The sequence below is a fragment of the Massilia genomosp. 1 genome (assembly GCF_011682185.1).
Lineage (GTDB): Bacteria > Pseudomonadota > Gammaproteobacteria > Burkholderiales > Burkholderiaceae_D > Telluria_A > Telluria_A rubra.
Map to the genome: position 1 here is coordinate 15,262 of NZ_WHJF01000039.1, position 14,986 is coordinate 30,247.

The 14,986-nt window shown below is 63.7% G+C and carries 18 protein-coding genes and 1 pseudogene; 5 read left to right on the plus strand and 14 right to left on the minus strand.

What is annotated here, in order from left to right:
* Positions 1-20 precede the first annotated feature (20 nt).
* From F1735_RS16065 to F1735_RS35710, 3 genes are all read right to left on the minus strand, one after another.
* Positions 21-473: an FKBP-type peptidyl-prolyl cis-trans isomerase gene (locus F1735_RS16065; RefSeq protein WP_167237869.1), complete on the minus strand. Its 453-nt coding sequence runs from the start codon at positions 471-473 to the stop codon at positions 21-23.
* A gap of 134 nt (positions 474-607) precedes the next feature.
* Positions 608-2,488, minus strand: coding sequence for a potassium transporter Kup (locus tag F1735_RS16070; RefSeq protein ID WP_167237870.1), 1,881 nt, complete (start codon positions 2,486-2,488; stop codon positions 608-610).
* Positions 2,485-2,691, minus strand: a complete 207-nt coding sequence (locus F1735_RS35710; protein ID WP_222853004.1) for a hypothetical protein — start codon at positions 2,689-2,691, stop codon at positions 2,485-2,487. Before F1735_RS35710 ends, F1735_RS16070 begins: the two co-directional genes overlap by 4 nt.
* A gap of 53 nt (positions 2,692-2,744) precedes the next feature.
* On the opposite strand from F1735_RS35710, the gene rarD reads away from it, so the two are divergent.
* Complete coding sequence (rarD, locus tag F1735_RS16075; RefSeq protein ID WP_167237871.1) at positions 2,745-3,611, plus strand: EamA family transporter RarD; 867 nt, start codon at positions 2,745-2,747, stop codon at positions 3,609-3,611.
* A 62-nt stretch (positions 3,612-3,673) separates the two neighbouring features.
* Here rarD and F1735_RS16080 read toward each other — a convergent pair whose 3' ends face one another.
* Complete coding sequence (locus F1735_RS16080) at positions 3,674-4,447, minus strand: choice-of-anchor L family PEP-CTERM protein (RefSeq protein ID WP_167237872.1); 774 nt, start codon at positions 4,445-4,447, stop codon at positions 3,674-3,676.
* Between F1735_RS16080 and F1735_RS16085 the strand changes: the two genes are divergently transcribed.
* The 3 genes from F1735_RS16085 to F1735_RS16095 all read left to right on the plus strand — a co-directional run bounded on the left by F1735_RS16085 (position 4,437) and on the right by F1735_RS16095 (position 7,017).
* Positions 4,437-4,622 carry a hypothetical protein gene (locus F1735_RS16085; protein WP_167237873.1) on the plus strand — a complete coding sequence of 62 codons (186 nt, stop codon included), beginning with the start codon at positions 4,437-4,439 and terminating at the stop codon, positions 4,620-4,622. The two genes, F1735_RS16080 and F1735_RS16085, sit on opposite strands and share 11 nt — an antisense overlap.
* Positions 4,623-4,749: 127 nt before the next feature.
* Positions 4,750-6,417 carry an energy-dependent translational throttle protein EttA gene (gene ettA / locus F1735_RS16090; RefSeq protein WP_167237874.1) on the plus strand — a complete coding sequence of 556 codons (1,668 nt, stop codon included), beginning with the start codon at positions 4,750-4,752 and terminating at the stop codon, positions 6,415-6,417.
* 126 nt (positions 6,418-6,543) lie between these two features.
* Positions 6,544-7,017: an REP-associated tyrosine transposase gene (locus F1735_RS16095; RefSeq protein ID WP_167237875.1), complete on the plus strand. Its 474-nt coding sequence runs from the start codon at positions 6,544-6,546 to the stop codon at positions 7,015-7,017.
* Positions 7,018-7,160: 143 nt separating this feature from the next.
* On the opposite strand, the gene F1735_RS16100 is transcribed toward F1735_RS16095, so the two are convergent.
* Together F1735_RS16100 and F1735_RS16105 are read right to left on the minus strand one after the other, a co-directional pair.
* Positions 7,161-7,718, minus strand: coding sequence for a porin family protein (locus tag F1735_RS16100; protein WP_167237876.1), 558 nt, complete (start codon positions 7,716-7,718; stop codon positions 7,161-7,163).
* Between the two features lie 203 nt (positions 7,719-7,921).
* Complete coding sequence (locus F1735_RS16105) at positions 7,922-8,515, minus strand: alpha-ketoglutarate-dependent dioxygenase AlkB family protein (RefSeq protein ID WP_167237877.1); 594 nt, start codon at positions 8,513-8,515, stop codon at positions 7,922-7,924.
* Positions 8,516-8,642: 127 nt separating this feature from the next.
* On the opposite strand from F1735_RS16105, the pseudogene F1735_RS36535 reads away from it, so the two are divergent.
* A pseudogene (locus F1735_RS36535) lies at positions 8,643-8,815 on the plus strand (molybdopterin-dependent oxidoreductase); the annotation flags it as partial.
* 6 nt (positions 8,816-8,821) lie between these two features.
* Here F1735_RS36535 and F1735_RS16115 read toward each other — a convergent pair.
* The 8 genes from F1735_RS16115 to F1735_RS16150 all read right to left on the minus strand — a co-directional run bounded on the left by F1735_RS16115 (position 8,822) and on the right by F1735_RS16150 (position 14,939).
* Complete coding sequence (locus F1735_RS16115; protein ID WP_167237878.1) at positions 8,822-9,184, minus strand: hypothetical protein; 363 nt, start codon at positions 9,182-9,184, stop codon at positions 8,822-8,824.
* 175 nt (positions 9,185-9,359) lie between these two features.
* Positions 9,360-9,863, minus strand: a complete 504-nt coding sequence (locus F1735_RS16120; RefSeq protein ID WP_167237879.1) for a GNAT family N-acetyltransferase — start codon at positions 9,861-9,863, stop codon at positions 9,360-9,362.
* Positions 9,860-10,702 carry a Rossmann-like and DUF2520 domain-containing protein gene (locus tag F1735_RS16125; protein ID WP_167237880.1) on the minus strand — a complete coding sequence of 281 codons (843 nt, stop codon included), beginning with the start codon at positions 10,700-10,702 and terminating at the stop codon, positions 9,860-9,862. Before F1735_RS16125 ends, F1735_RS16120 begins: the two co-directional genes overlap by 4 nt.
* Positions 10,703-11,281, minus strand: a complete 579-nt coding sequence (locus F1735_RS16130) for a DUF924 family protein (RefSeq protein WP_167237881.1) — start codon at positions 11,279-11,281, stop codon at positions 10,703-10,705.
* Between the two features lie 24 nt (positions 11,282-11,305).
* The gene (locus tag F1735_RS16135) at positions 11,306-12,052 is read right to left on the minus strand and encodes an MgtC/SapB family protein (RefSeq protein ID WP_167237882.1); all 747 of its coding nucleotides are present in this window, start codon (positions 12,050-12,052) and stop codon (positions 11,306-11,308) included.
* A gap of 24 nt (positions 12,053-12,076) precedes the next feature.
* A complete protein-coding gene (locus tag F1735_RS16140) occupies positions 12,077-12,343 on the minus strand; it encodes a hypothetical protein (protein ID WP_167237883.1) in 267 nt (88 codons plus the stop codon).
* Positions 12,343-14,151: an aminopeptidase P family protein gene (locus tag F1735_RS16145; protein WP_187364265.1), complete on the minus strand. Its 1,809-nt coding sequence runs from the start codon at positions 14,149-14,151 to the stop codon at positions 12,343-12,345. The genes F1735_RS16140 and F1735_RS16145 overlap by 1 nt, the downstream gene beginning before the upstream one ends.
* Positions 14,152-14,252: 101 nt before the next feature.
* Entirely contained in the window at positions 14,253-14,939 is a 687-nt protein-coding gene (locus F1735_RS16150; protein WP_167237885.1) for a Crp/Fnr family transcriptional regulator, read from the minus strand.
* Positions 14,940-14,986 lie beyond the last annotated feature (47 nt).

Genomic DNA, 14,986 nt, shown 5'->3' on the forward strand with positions numbered 1-14,986 from the left:
CAGGCGCGCCGGGAGGGAAATTACTTCACGTCGGTCAGTTCGATGTCGAACACCAGGCCGGCGTTGCCTGGAATGGTGCCCCGGCCGGCGACGCCGTAAGCCTTGGCGGCCGGAATCGTCAGGGTGCGCTTGCCGCCCACTTTCATGCCCGGGATGCCGTCGGTCCAACCTTCGATCAGGTTGCCCGGGTTCAGCGCGAACGTGGCCGGTGTTTTGCCGACGGTGGTTTCGAACTGGGTGCCCTTGTTTTCCGGTTTGCTCGAATCGTACAGCCAGCCGCTGTAATGCACGGTAATGTTTTTGCCGAGCGCCGCTGTGGCGCCGGTGCCGATCACCACGTCCTTGCTGGCGAAGGTGGTCGGGTTGGTCACCGCCAGTGGCGGCACCTGGACCGGGCTGTCATCGGAACTGCCGCAAGCGGTCAGGGCGAGTGTGGCGACAAAGGCGGCGGCGAGGGTAAGCTTGAGTTTCATGGAATCCTTGGACGGTGACGGAAAAAGTTGCCAAAGTTTAGCAGCAGTTGCCCGTCACCGCACTATTCGTGTCGCATCAAAAGTGTGGCGATTATGTGGCGCATATGTATCGACTTGTATTGCGTCGACGCAGATCAGATTTCAACCTGGGTGCCCAGCTCGATCACCCGGTTCGGTGGAATCTGATAGTAGTCGGCGGCGCCGCGGGCGTTGCGCGACATGGTCACGAACAGGTGCTCGCGCCATGGCGCCATGCCGCCGCCCGGGGCCGAAATGACGGTCTGGCGCGCGATGAAGAAGGAGGTTTCCATCATCTCGAACGGCAGGCCGAGCTCGGCGCACTGGACCAGCACCTTGGGAATATCCGGCTCATCCTTGAAGCCGTAGAACACATTGATCTGGAAGCAGTTGTGGCCCAGGTCGGTCACCTTGGCCTGCTCGGCGGCCGGCACCCACGGCTCTTCCATCATGTGTACGGTGAGGAACACCACGCGCTCGTGCAGCACCTTGTTGTGCGACAGGTTGTGCAACAGCGCGTGCGGCACGCCGTCGCTTTCGCCGCGCAGGAAAATCGCGGTGCCGTACACGCGCGTGGGCGGCGCCACGAACAGCGACTGCAGGAATTCGTCGAGCGGAATGGCGTGCGACTGCAGGTTTTCGAACACCAGCTGCCGGCCGCGCTTCCAGGTCATCATGCCGGTAAACAAGATTGCGCCGAGCAGCAGCGGGAACCAGCCGCCGTGGAACAGTTTCAGGGTGCTCGACGAGAACAGCATGATGTCCATGATGATGAAAAAGCCGGTCGCGCCGAAGCACAGCACCAGCGGCAAGTGCCAGCGGTAGCGGGTCACGAAAAAGGTCAGCACAGTGGTGCACAGCATGGTGGCGGTGACCGCGATGCCGTAGGCGCCGGCCATATTGTCCGAGGACTGGAAAATCAATACGCCGATCAGCACCACCACCAGTTGCAGCCAGTTGACGGCCGGGATGTAGATCTGGCCGATTTCGCTTTCCGAGGTGTGCAGCACGCGCATGCGCGGCATCAGGCCCAGCGCGATGGCTTGCTTGGTCATCGAGAAGGTGCCGGAAATGGTCGCCTGCGACGCGATCACGGCGGCCATGGTCGAGAGCAGCACCAGCGGGTAGATGCTCCAGCTGCCGAGCTGATTATAGAAAGGATTGCTGACATGCTCGGGATGCATGATCAGCAGCGCGCCCTGGCCCATGTAGTTCAGCGCCAGCGCCGGGAAGGCGATCAGGAACCAGGCCGCGCGGATCGGTTTCTTGCCGAAGTGGCCCATGTCGGCATACAGCGCTTCGGCCCCGGTCAGCGAGAGCACCACCGCGCCGAGCGCGATGAAAGCCGTGTACTTGTTTTCCAGCATGAAGCGCAAGGCATGCAGGGGATTGAGCGCGGCCAGGATCTGCGGCGCTTCGATAATATTGACCACGCCCATGCCCGCCAGGGCGATGAACCAGAGCAGCATGACTGGACCGAACCAGCGCCCGATGCCGGCCGTGCCGCGCCGCTGCACCGAATACAGGGCTACCAGCACCACGGCGGTAATGAGCAGCACCACCCAGTTGGGGATGCCGGGCAGCGCCACTTCCAGCCCTTCGATCGCGCCCAGCACCGAAATGGCGGGGGTAATCACGCTGTCGCCATAGAACATGGTGGCGCCGAACACGCCCAGCACCATCAGTGGGAAATACCATTTGGACGCCTTGGTCACCGAATTGAGCGCCAGCGCCATCAGCGCCATGATGCCGCCCTCGCCGCGGTTGTCGGCACGCAATATCAGGGCGACATACTTGAGCGAGACGATCAGGGTCAGTCCCCAGAAAATCAGGGAAATGATGCCGAGCAGGTTGGGGGTGTTCAGCGTGAGCCCGTGCTCTTGGTGGAACACGGCTTTGAGGGTATACAGGGGACTGGTGCCGATATCGCCGTAAACGATACCGACGGCGGCCAGGGTCAGGGCCGCCAGGCTGCTCTTCTTGTGTTGCGCTGTCAAGATTGCACCATATTCTTGTTTTGGTGCATTGCACAATAGAAGATGACTACAGAAAAAGCAAGCACAATTCGTTGCATCGTAAATACCCCTGGTGACAGCAAGATTGCACTTGCTTTTGAAGACGCCATGATAAACCCACTGCGCGGATGCGCGCGTTCGCGATGGCAGATTGGCATCATCGGTAAATGGCCGGTGGCCAGCAAGCTTCCCCTAACTGCGGGATAATGTTGATCCAATGAATCCCTGATTGTTACTCATGCGTACCGGCATCCTGTCCGCCGCCCTGGCCTTCCTGTGCTGGGGTCTGTTTCCCTTGTATTTCCATGCCATCAAAGAAGTGCCGCCGGCCCAGATCATGGGCCACCGGGTGCTGTGGTCGCTGCTGTTCCTGGTGATCGTGTTGACCATCCGCCAGCAATGGACATGGCTGCGCGAACTGCGGCGGCAACCGCGCGTGGTGGCCAGTTTCGCGCTCAGCGCCCTGCTGCTCAGTCTCAACTGGCTGCTGTACATCTGGGCGGTCAACAGCGGCCACGTGATCGAAGCGAGCCTGGGCTACTTCATCAATCCCCTGTTCAATGTGATGCTGGGCTTCCTGATCCTCAAGGAACGCTTGCGCGTAGTCCAGTGGCTGGCGATCGCGCTGGCCACCTGCGGCGTGCTGTGGCTGACCTGGCAAGCCGGGCGCATGCCCTGGATCGCGCTGGCGCTGGCCGCCTCCTTCGGCGGCTACGGCTTGCTGCGCAAGACCGCCTCGCTGGGCGCGCTGGAAGGCTTGTCCTTCGAAACCATGCTGCTGTTCCCGTTCGCGCTCGGCTTCGTGATCTGGCTGAGCATGACCGGAGACAACGCCTTTCTCAACACGCCATCGCACACCACCCGGTCGCTGCTGATCGCCTCGGGGCCGATCACGGCCATTCCGCTGCTGCTGTTTGCCAGCGGCGCGCGCAAGATTCCCCTGTCGGTGCTCGGCTTGCTGCAATACATCGGGCCGACCATCCAGCTCAGCCTGGGGATCTTTTTGTTCCACGAAGCGTTTACCCGGGAGCGCATGATCGGCTTTGCCATCATCTGGGGCGCGCTGGCGCTGTATGCGGCGGAAGGATTGCTCAGACGCAAATAGGCGCGGCGGCGGCACGAAAAAACAGCGGCCCGCGGCCGCTGTTTTTTCATCAGGCGCTGTGCTTACGCCGCTTTTTTGCGCTTGGCGACGGCCAGTCCCGCCAGGCCCAGGCCCAGCAGGGCCAGGCTGCCCGGTTCAGGCACGCCGACCGGATCGGCGGCGAAGGTGCCGCCCTGGATGAACACGCCCGAGTCCAGGTTGGCGTCGCCGCGGTCCTGGATCAGGAATTCGAAGGTGTTCTTGCCAACCAGGCCGGATGCCTTGGCGGTCATGACCGTGGTCAAGCCATCGTAACCGGTCGCGATGGTGTTCTTGCCATTGTCGCGGAAGTACCCGGCATTGATGCCCGCGTTGACGTTATTGATCGACACCACGCCGTTGTTGCCCGGCACCAGGGCGATGTTCACGCCGTTGAGCTTGAGTTCGAACAGGTCGTTGAACTTGGAGCCGACGTATTCGTTGTATTCCTCGGAAGCGAACACATAGTTGAAGAAGATGTTGCCGGTGGTGCTGGTGAAGTCGAATTTCAGCGAGGTGGTGGTGCCGCCGCCCGAGCATTCAGCGCCGTTGTTGATGCCGACCGCGCAGCTGGTCACGCCGGTGGTCAGCAGGACGCCTTGCTCGAAACCGATATTGCCGCCCTTGGTGAAGATGCCGCTCGCGGTCGGGGTGGCGCTGACCAGGGTGGCGTTGCTGATGGTGACGCCGGTGCCGCCCAGGGCCTTGGCCAGGTCGGTCGCGTTGGTGGAGTTGCTTACAACCAGTGCATGTGCCGAGCTGGTGGCCAGAATCAGTGCGGCGGCCGACATCACGCTGCGGATCAAATTGAATGTCATCGAGTTATCTTTTCAGGTGAGAGTTGGAATTTGTTTTTATTGGCGCTTGCTGCCCAATGCAATAAAGCAATTTTCATGCCCAAAAGCAAAAGATGCGCAAAATCAATGGCTTGCGGAAACATTGCTCGTGGCTATGTTTGCAAGTGTAAATAATCCCGACACTCGCCCGGCATAAAACGTGCAATATGCATAAAAGGGGCGCCATTCCCCCGGACCTGCCAGCGGGCCGGTGCAGGAAAGAGCCAAAGCCGGGGCGACTTATTGTATCCTGTTGACCTTCCGTCCCCATTTCAAGAAACTCAATGGCCAATTACGTCTATACCATGAATCGCGTGGGCAAAATCGTCCCGCCCAAGCGTCAGATCCTCAAGGATATTTCCCTGTCGTTCTTCCCCGGCGCCAAAATCGGCGTGCTGGGCCTGAATGGCTCCGGCAAGTCGACCTTGCTGAAAATCATGGCCGGGATCGATACCGACATCCAGGGCGAAGCCGTGCCGATGCCGGGCCTGAACATCGGCTACCTGCCGCAGGAACCGGTGCTCGATCCCGAGCAGACGGTGCGCCAGGTGGTCGAATCGGGCCTGGGCGAAGTGTTCGAAGCGCAAGGCAAGCTCGACGCGGTGTACGCGGCGTATGCCGACGAAGACGCCGACTTCGATGCCCTGGCGACCGAACAGGCGCGCCTGGAAGCGATCATCTCGACCTCCGACGGCGGCAACCTGAACCTGCAGCTGGAAATGGCCGCCGACGCGCTGCGCCTGCCGCCGTGGGACGCCAGGATCGGCATCCTGTCCGGCGGCGAAAAGCGCCGCGTGGCGCTGTGCCGCCTGCTGCTGTCGAAACCGGACATGCTGCTGCTCGACGAACCAACCAATCACCTCGATGCCGAATCGGTCGACTGGCTCGAACAATTCCTGCTGCGCTTCCCGGGCACCGTGGTCGCCATCACCCACGATCGCTACTTCCTCGACAACGCCGCCGAATGGATTCTCGAACTCGACCGCGGCCATGGCATTCCATGGAAAGGCAACTACAGCTCGTGGCTGGAGCAAAAGAGCAACCGCCTCAAGCAGGAAGAAGCGACCGAGTCCTCGCGCCAGAAAACCATCGCCAAGGAACTGGAATGGGTGCGCCAGAATCCGAAGGGCCGCCAGGCCAAGAGCAAGGCCCGCCTGGCGCGCTTTAACGAGCTGTCCGAGCACGAATACCAGAAGCGCAACGAGACCTCCGAGATCTTCATTCCCGTGGCCGAGCGCTTGGGCAATGACGTGATCGAATTCAAGAACGTCTCGAAGTCCTTCGGCGACCGTATGCTGATCGAGAATGTGTCGTTCGTGGTGCCGCCGGGCGCGATTGTCGGCATCATCGGCCCCAACGGCGCCGGTAAATCGACCTTGTTCAAGATGATCACCGGCAAAGAGCAGCCCGACAGCGGCGAAGTGGCGATCGGCCAGACCGCGCGCGTGTCCATCGTCGACCAGAACCGCGACGACCTGGCCAATACCAAGACTGTCTTCGACGACGTGGCCGGCGGCGCCGACACGCTCACCGTGGGCCGTTTCGACATGCCGTCGCGCGCCTACCTGGGCCGCTTCAACTTCAAGGGTTCCGACCAGCAAAAGATCGTCGGCAACCTCTCCGGTGGTGAACGCGGTCGCTTGCACCTGGCCAAGACCTTGCTGCAAGGCGGCAACGTACTGCTGCTCGATGAACCGTCCAACGACCTGGACGTGGAAACCCTGCGCGCGCTGGAAGACGCCCTGCTCGAATTTGCCGGCAGCGTCATGGTCATTTCCCACGATCGCTGGTTCCTGGACCGTATTGCGACCCACATCCTGGCCTTCGAAGGCAACTCGCAAGTGACCTTCTTCGACGGTAACTACCAGGAATACGAAGCGGACAAGAAGAAGCGTCTGGGTGAAGAAGGCGCCAAGCCGAAGCGCATCCGCTACAAGCCGCTCACGGTGTAAGCGGCGCGGCGAGCCACCCCGTGCGCGGGGTGGCGCAAGCGTTTTTTGCAGCACAGATCGCTATAAAAACACGCCAGATTGGCGCTGACCGAAGCACAAGCCCGCCCTGCCCGGCATACTGGAAAGATGAATGACTATCGCGCCAACCGGGTCGCCGGGCACAGTTACTTCTTCACGGTGCGCCTGTCGGGGCGCGGCGGCACCCTGCTGACCGAGCATATCTCCGCCTTCGGCGAAGCGATCCGCCAGGCGCGCAGCCGCAAACCATTTCATGTCGACGCCTGGGTCGCCCTGCCCGACCACGCCCACGCCATCTGGACCCTGCCCCCGGGCGACCACGATTGCGCGGCGCGCTGGCGCGCGGTCAAGATCGCGTTTTCCAAGTCGCTGGGCAAGTCGCGCGCGGGAGCGGGCCTGGACACTATCTGGGAACCGCACTACCAGCAACATCCGGTCGGGGCCGACGACTACGCCGGCCTGGTCGACTACATCCACCACAATCCCCTGCGCCACGGCCTGTGCGCCGCCCCGCGCGACTGGCAATGGTCGTCGCTGCACCGCTTCATCGCGGCGGGCATGGTGGCCGACGAGCGCCTGTAAACAAACAAAGCGCCTCCCGATGGGTACAACAAGCGGAGGGGGCGCTTGCTGCACACACTGGAAGGCGCCGTGCCTGTTCCGGTCTGCCCTTCTGTCAGGAGCGGCCCGGACTGCGCGCGTGGCGCGTCAGCCCGGGCCCATCATCAGAAGTTGTAACGAGCGCCGACGGTGATGGCGTCCGCCTTGGCACCGAAGTCCTTGCTCTTGCCATAGCGCTCATATTCGAGCGTCAGGGCGACCTGTTTGTTGATGTTGTACTGGGCGCCAACGCCCGCGTACACGCCGGTGTCGCTTTCCTTGTAGTTCAGGTTCGACGAGGTGCTGTCGACCTTGCTGTAACCGACGCCCAGCTTGCCGTAGACCGAGAACATCTCGTTCACAGGCATGGTGCCCTTGCCGGCGACATAAGCGCGCTTGCCTTCGGTGCTGCCGGTGTAGCTGTTGTTGCCGATCTTGTAATCGTATTCAGCCTTGCGCAGGTCGGTGTAACCGGCTTCCACGCCCCACATCGGGGTAATGTCCACGCCGCCGAAGACTTTCAGCGAGGGCTTGAAACCGTCGCCGTCGAAGTCGCTACCGCCGATTTTGAAACTGTGGTCGGACGATGCCACGCCCAGGCCGATGTACGGAGCAGGGCTTTGAGCTTGTGCGGCGCTCATCGCGGTGGCGCCGGCGATCAATGCAAAAATGAGCTTTTTCATGCGGAATCCTTTGTGTGAAACAGTCTGTTCCGCAATTCCCAATGAATTGCGAGGTAATCAAGATAGCACCAGCGAAAGGACGCATGAAGTCCCATTCCGTAAGACTTGTAAGCGGATGTAACAAGAAAAATCACGCTTGCGAGGAATAACTGACCGGGAATTCAGCTATATGTATTTTTCAGTTAGCGAACGTTAAGCGCAAATTAATAGATGTAGCGGAAAGTTAGGTTCACCCGCGGCCCGATCGCGCGCGTCGACTTGTTGATTCCGTGCTGCCAGTGGGTTTGAGTGTTTCCTGACATCACTATTAAAGTACCGTCATTTAAGCCTAGTTTAAGTGTCTGTTTCGTCCCTTTGTGGCGCAGGAGGAAGGTGCGGGACGCCCCGACACTGAGCGAAGCGATGACCGGCTGCGCGCCGAGTTCGGGTTCGTCGTCGCTGTGCATGCCCATGCTGTCGCGTTCGTTGCGGTAATAATTGAGCAAGACGCTGTTGAAACGGTGCCCGCAGGCGGCCTCGACCGCGTGCTTGAGTTCCAGCAGCAGCGGCGAGAACGGCAGCGGTGCGAGGCGCAGGCCGGAATAGGTGTACGCCGCCTCGCCATGCCAGGCGGTCAGGCGCGGCTGAAGGTGCTGTTTGCCCCACAGGATGATCGACTCGGCGCGCCAGTCGGTCTCGGCAATCAGGCGCGCCAGCACCTCGGCGTTGGACAGGCGCAAGGGCAGTTGCGGCAGCACCGCCAAGGTGCCGTCGTCGAGCGGGAAGGGAGTGAGCCGGGTTTCTTGAAACAGGTCCATGGGAGCGCTATGATGGCAGGAGGACACTGAGGATACTTAACGACGGAGCTATTTTCGCATGAAAAAACGCCACTTCCTGGGCGCGGCCCTGAGCGCGGCCGCCCTGCCGGTGGCGCAGGCGCGCGCGCAGCGCTTCATTGTCGCCACCCATCTGGATGGCAAACCGATGGCGCTGGGCGGACTGGGGCCGCTATGGGCGGTGTACGATGCGGACCGCTTTGCGGACATGGCGGCGCGGCCGCTGGCCGAACGCTTCGGCGCCTGTCCGTGGGCCCTGATCACATCGAAGTGTCCAACTAGCCCGGCTCAGGAATACGCTTCGGCCAGCGACATCACGCGCGGCGTGACGCTGATGCCGACGTTGCCGAACAAGGTATCGATGGCTTTCAGGTTCTCCTCGCACTCCTCGGTTTTCCAGCCTTTGAAGATGTCGGTGCCATCTTTTTGAAAGTGCAGGTCGAGCACCTTGCCGCGATCCTTGTGGGTGTAGGCCTCGCTGTGGGTATTCTGGAAGCCCAGCTCGGCCAGGCCGGCGAGAATCGCATTCGGAGGATTGTCGGGGTCGGTGGCGATGAAGACGCCGAAGGTCTTGCCGGGCGGTTTGGCGGCGATGTCGACTTCATAAATGCCGGGCGCCTTTGTGACAGACGTACTTTTCAAAAATAGCATGCTGGTCTCCCTGGTCGACGTAAGCAGCGGCATGGCGATCCCTGCCGTTTTGGCAAGTCTCCCGCAACATCACCGTAACGGTCTAGCTTATTGCGATTTTTTGCGTTTGTCGATGCATGGTTGCATCTTTTCGCATTAATGCATCAGCCGCGTTGCATAAGCGGCCGACGAGGCTTCAGGGCGCGGGCCTGATCCAGCCCATGAGCGCATCGTCTTCGATCTGGCCGCGCGCATTGCGCACGCGCCCGCGCAGGCGGCCTTCTTCGACAAAGCCGAGCGAAGCATACAGCGCGCGCGCCTTCACATTCGATTCGCGCGCGAACAGCTCGACCCGCGTGATATGGGGCATGTGTTCGCTCACCTCGGCCAGCAGCGCGCCGAACAGGGCGCGCCCCACGCCCTTGCCCTGGCATGCGGGCGCCACCGCAATGGTCAGGTCGGTCAGCAGGTGGGCCAGCGCGGCAATGCCCACGCGCGAGGCGTGGATGTCGCCATGGATTACGCCCTGTTCTTCGTAGACGAATTCGAGGCCGTCGGCGGCCGCCTTTTGCATGAAGCCGCTCACATAGGCGTCGCTGACTTCATCCGGGGTGCGCGCAATGCCGTCCGGGATGCGCGCCACCGCCTTGTACAGCGCCACCAGCTGCGCATGGTCCTTCGCTTCGGCCTTCCTGATCATGATGGGTCCTTGCCAATATTGGTCTTGCGCCGCGCCAGGCCGGCGGTCGCGGGCACCAGCGCCGCGTACAGTTCCCCGGTCGGCCCGTCCCACGCGGCCAGGGCCGCCTGCTGGCGCGCCACGGTGTCCATGTCGCCGCGCGCAACCGGCCCGCTCAGCGCCGCCGGCGCGCCCAGGCGGAATACATTGGCCATGCTTTCCGCCGCCAGCGGCTGCGCCAGCGCGCGCGCCACCGGTTCCGGCACGCCGGCCGCCTGGTAGGCGCGCAGCGCGGCGTCGAGCACCGTCACCAGGTAATTCGAGGCGAACACCGAGGCCGCGTGGTACACGGTTTTTGCTTGCGCCTCGATCGCCACCGGCTGCGCGCCGATCGCCAGCAAGGCCGGCGTGAGCACGGCCAACGCCCCGGCATCGCCCTCGACCCCGCAAAAGGTGCCGCCGAAGTGCTGCGCCACCTGGGCCGGATCGGCAAAGCTGCGGATCGGATGCACGCTTGCCGCCAGCGCCCCGGCCTGGGTGGCCGGCGCCAGCTGCGCCGACGACTTGGCGCCGCTGCAATGGAACACGATCGCGCCCTGTAATGGATGGCAGAGCGCCAGTTGCGCGCACACGGCGCCGATCTGGTCGTCGCCGACGGCCAGCATCCACACGTCGGCGCCGCGCATCTGGTCCATGGCCGGCGCCGCGCGCCCGGCCCCGATGAAGCCGACGGCGTCGAGCGCGCCCGCGTGCGAGCGGGTCAGCACATCGCCCACCGCAAAAGCGCCGGCGGCGGCAAACAGGCGCCCCAGCACGCGCCCCACATGGCCGGCGCCAATGATGTTGAGCGTGTACGCCACCTAGAAGCCCGCCCCCGGCTGCTTGAGGTAGGCGATTTCGTCAGGCGTCGAGGCGCGCCCGAGGATCGCGTTACGGTGCGGGAAGCGGCCGAAGCGCGCGATCACGCCACGGTGGCGGTGCGCATAATCGAGCGCGCCTTCGAAGGCCTTGCCGTGCTGCGCCAGGTCGGAGAACAGTTCCACCGCGCGCTCCTGCATGCGGGCATCCTCGGCGTGCTCGAAGGGCATGTAGGCGAACCAGCGCTGCACCGGCGTGAGCGTTTTGTCGGCGCCGCTCTCGACCAGGCGCATGGCGGCCGCCAGCGCCAGCGCGTCGCCCGAAAACGACGCCGGCTGGCCGCGCCAGGCGTTGCGCGTGAGCTGGTCGAGCAGCACGATGCGCGCCAGCGCGCCTTGGGGGCCTTCATCGTCCCACTCGCGCAGTCCACCGGCGAGCGCGTGTTCGAGCAGGGGGCCGAAGCGCTCGGCCACCTCGGCGTCGAAAGCGTCGCTCTTGCGAAACCAGGCGTCGCGCGCCTGGCCGTGGCCTTCGGCGCCGGCGGGCAGGAACCAGAAATCGAGTACGTCTTGTGCCTTCATGGCAGCTCCTTGGGTGCGGCTTGACTAGTTACGGGCATGGGAGATTTGAAAACTGTCGATGCCGTTAAATTGCGCCAGTTCGGCCGCCAGTTCGGACAGCGGCGCACCGCTCTTTTTGGACAGCGCCAGCGCCACGAAACGCCATTCCTGCATATTGTTCTCGCTGCCGATGGTGAGCGAGCCGCCGGCGATGGCGTAGCCGCGCGCCAGCGCAATGCGGCGCAGCGCATCTTCGCGCGGCACGAAGTCGTGCTTGAAGCGCATCATCACCGCCACCGCGTGGCGCGAAGGCAGCCAGGCTTCGACCTTGGACAGGTAAATCATGATCATCGCCGAAAAGAAGGCCAGCCCCATCGCCGCCAGATAAAAGCCGACGCCGACCAGGATGCCGATCACCGCCGAGGTCCAGATCGACGCCGCCGTGGTCAGGCCGCTGATGTTGAACCCTTCGCGCATGATCACGCCCGCGCCAAGAAAGCCGATGCCGGTGACGATGCCCTGGATGACGCGCGTGGGGTCGACCGCGGCCAGCAGCGAGGCGCCATGGCCGCCGAACCAGAAGCCCGGATAGCCGCCCACGATGGTCAGCGCGGCCGAAGCCATGCATACCAGACCATAGGTGCGCATGCCGGCCGCGCGCCCGTGGTACGAGCGTTCGTAGCCGACCAATAGCCCGAGTATCAGCGCGCCGAGCAAATTGAGCAGGATCAGCCCATTGGTGGCGATTTCGGGTTTCGACCAGTAGGCCGACAGTAATTCCATGGTGGGCATGCGCTGTCCTTGTGCGGAACTACATTATGCTGCCGGCTTCTTTTTCACCAGCTGCTTTTCGAAGGCGACATCGAGCTTGCTGACGCGCCGTGCCACCTGCGGTCCGAGCTTGTTGACGAAGGCCACAAACTCATCGAGGTCGAGCGGCGCGCACAGGGGCGGCTCGCCCGGCGCTTCGGACAGGAAGAACAGGCCGTCGCCGGTACGGGCCATGGAATAGCCGGCGTTGCCGCTGCGGACCTTGAGGCGGTCGACGGCGGCGCTGGCGCGGGTTGAACGTGCGGTCGACATCAGATCTCCTGTGTGCGTAGTTGAAGCCAGGCGGCCGCCGGGCCGCTGACATGCGGCGCGAGGCGCGCGCGCACGGTGGCGTGGTAGTCGTTGATCCAGGCGATGTCGTCGGCGCGCAGCAGCGGCAGGTGCAGGCAGCGCGTGTCGATCGGGCACAGGGTCAAGGTTTCGAAGCGCAGCCAGTGACCGAATTCGGTTGGCTCCGTGGCCACGTTGAGCACCAGGTTTTCGATGCGGATGCCCCAGCGGCCGGGCCGGTAGATGCCCGGTTCGACCGAGGTGATCATGCCTTCTTCCATGGCGGTGTGCGGCTCCGGCATGGCGCTTGCCGAAATCGACTGCGGCCCTTCGTGTACGTTCAAGAAAAAGCCGACCCCGTGGCCGGTGCCGTGGCCGTAATCGATGCCGGCGGCCCAGATCGGGGCGCGCGCCAGCGCATCGAGCATCGGCGAGCGGGTGCCGCGCGGGAAGCGCGCCGACGACAGCGCGATCACGCCCTGAAGCACCAGGGTAAAGTCGCGCCGCTGCGCCTCGCTGGTGGCGCCGACCGGCACCACGCGGGTGATGTCGGTGGTGCCGCCCAGGTACTGGCCGCCGGAATCGATCAGCAGCAGGCCATCGCCTTCGATGACGGCGTGCGCGGCCTCGCTGGCGCGATAGTGGATGATGGCGCCGTTGGCGTTAAAACCGGCGATGGTGCCGAAACTGGGGCTCACGAAACCGGGCCGGCGCGCGCGTGCGGCCGTGATGTGGCGGTCGATCGCCACCTCGGTCAGTGGCGCGCGGGCCGGGTTGGCCAGTTCGGCCTCAAGCCAGGCGAAAAATTCGCACAGTGCCGCGCCATCGTGCTCCATGGTGGCGCGCACGTGGGCCGCGTCGAGCGCGGATTTTTTGGACTTGGCGAAGGTGCTCGGGTTGACCGCTTCGATCACCGTCACGCCCGCTGCGATGGCGTTGCGCATGCCGGCCGTGATGCGGCGCGGGTCGATCAGCAGCGCGGTGCCAAGCGGCAGCGCGGCCAGGGCGGCGCCGGCGTCCTGGTACGGGGCCAGGGTCACGCCATCTTGCAAGAGACGCGCGCGCAGGTCGGCCGAGACCTTGGCTTCGGCCACGAACAGGGTCGCGCTGTCGTTTGTCAGCAGCGCATGCGCCAGGAAGACCGGGTTGTAGCTCACGTCGGCGCCGCGCAGGTTGAACAGCCAGGCGATGTCGTCCAGGGTCGAGATGAAGTGGCGGTCCGCGCCCAGTTCATCCATGGCGGCGCGGATGGCGGCCAGCTTGTCGGCGCGACTGAGGGAGGCGAATGGCGCGGCGTGCTCGAACACGGGGGCGGGCGGCAGCGCCGGGCGCTCGCTCCAGACACCGTCCAGCAGGTCGATATCGGTACGTAGAATGATGCCGCGCGCGCTCAGGGCGTCCGCCAGCAGGCGCGCGCTGGACAGGCCGAGCACGCGGGCGTCCACCGCCACCGTCTGGCCCGCAGCCAGCTTGGCGGCCAGCCAGTCGATGTGCAGCAGGCTGGCGCCGGACGGGATTTTCATCAGGTGTACGCTGCTGCCGGCCAGTTCGGTGGCGGCCTGGGTCCAGTAGCGGGCGTCGGTCCAGCAGCCGGCGAAGTCGGCGGTGGCGATGAAGGTGCCGACCGAGCCGGTGAAACCGGTCAGCCATTCGCGCCCCTGCCAGCGGCCGGGCAGGTATTCGGACAGGTGCGGGTCGGACGAAGGGATGACGCAGGCGTCGACGCCGGCGAGCCGCATGGCGGCGCGCAGCTGCGCGAGGCGCTCGTCGCGCGCGGTGGAGGTGGGCATGGGCAGCGTTGAATCGGGTGGTGTCATTGGGTCTTATGATACCTGTATCGCGCCCGGCCGTGGCGCGAACGCGTTCGCGGACGCGGGCGCGAACGCGGAGGTCATGCCTGGAAGTGGCGCAGCCCTTCCAGGTCGAGCACGCGGATGCCGCCGTAGTCGAGCCGCACCAGGCCTTCCTTTTCCAGCAGTTGCAAGGCCTGGTTGGCGCGCTGGCGCGAAGCGCCCGACAGGTAGCCGATTTCTTCCTGCGAAATCTGCACCAGCTTTTCCAGCCCCGGATACAAATGCGAGTTGAACATGGCGGCCAGGCAGCGCGCCACGCGGGTGTCGATATCGAGCATGCGGTCGTTTTCGACCAGGCCGATGAACTGGCCGAGGCGCTCGTTGAGCTGCATCAGCAAAAAGCGGGTGAACGGCAGGCTCACTTCCAGCAGCCACTCGAACGTTTCGCGCGGCATGCGCGCCACGCGCGTGTCGCGCAGCGCCATCACATCGTATTTGCGGGTCTGGTCCTTGAGCAGCGAGCCTTCGCCGAACCAGCCGCCGGTCGGCACGCCGGCGAACGTCACGTTTTTCCCGGACGGCGAAAAATTGTTGATCTTGACCAGGCCATCGATGATCCCGACCCAGTTATCCAGCGGCTCACCCTTGCGGCAGACGAAGCCGCCCTTGGGCACGAACTGTTCGAAGCAGTCGGCCTCCACCCGGATCATCTCGGTGCTCGTGAGGGTGCGTGCCCAGATGGTCGAGCGCAAGTGATCTATTAATGTCTGTGTCTGGTTTCTCATTGTGCGTCGCAGCATCGAAAGTCGCGAATTTGAGGCGCAATTGTCAT

Bases quoted from the DNA above. Each gene is read 5' to 3' on its own strand.
- F1735_RS16065 (WP_167237869.1), bottom strand. From the start codon at position 473: ATGAAACTCAAGCTTACCCTCGCCGCCGCCTTTGTCGCCACACTCGCC.
- F1735_RS16095 (WP_167237875.1), top strand. From the start codon at position 6,544: ATGAATGACTATCGCGCCAACCGGGTCGCCGGGCACAGTTACTTCTTC.
- rarD (WP_167237871.1), top strand. From the start codon at position 2,745: ATGCGTACCGGCATCCTGTCCGCCGCCCTGGCCTTCCTGTGCTGGGGT.
- F1735_RS16150 (WP_167237885.1), bottom strand. From the start codon at position 14,939: ATGAGAAACCAGACACAGACATTAATAGATCACTTGCGCTCGACCATC.
- F1735_RS16080 (WP_167237872.1), bottom strand. From the start codon at position 4,447: ATGACATTCAATTTGATCCGCAGCGTGATGTCGGCCGCCGCACTGATT.
- F1735_RS16105 (WP_167237877.1), bottom strand. From the start codon at position 8,515: ATGGACCTGTTTCAAGAAACCCGGCTCACTCCCTTCCCGCTCGACGAC.
- F1735_RS16130 (WP_167237881.1), bottom strand. From the start codon at position 11,281: ATGAAGGCACAAGACGTACTCGATTTCTGGTTCCTGCCCGCCGGCGCC.
- ettA (WP_167237874.1), top strand. From the start codon at position 4,750: ATGGCCAATTACGTCTATACCATGAATCGCGTGGGCAAAATCGTCCCG.
- F1735_RS16140 (WP_167237883.1), bottom strand. From the start codon at position 12,343: ATGTCGACCGCACGTTCAACCCGCGCCAGCGCCGCCGTCGACCGCCTC.
- F1735_RS16135 (WP_167237882.1), bottom strand. From the start codon at position 12,052: ATGCCCACCATGGAATTACTGTCGGCCTACTGGTCGAAACCCGAAATC.
- F1735_RS16120 (WP_167237879.1), bottom strand. From the start codon at position 9,863: ATGATCAGGAAGGCCGAAGCGAAGGACCATGCGCAGCTGGTGGCGCTG.
- F1735_RS16145 (WP_187364265.1), bottom strand. From the start codon at position 14,151: ATGCCCACCTCCACCGCGCGCGACGAGCGCCTCGCGCAGCTGCGCGCC.
- F1735_RS16115 (WP_167237878.1), bottom strand. From the start codon at position 9,184: ATGCTATTTTTGAAAAGTACGTCTGTCACAAAGGCGCCCGGCATTTAT.
- F1735_RS16100 (WP_167237876.1), bottom strand. From the start codon at position 7,718: ATGAAAAAGCTCATTTTTGCATTGATCGCCGGCGCCACCGCGATGAGC.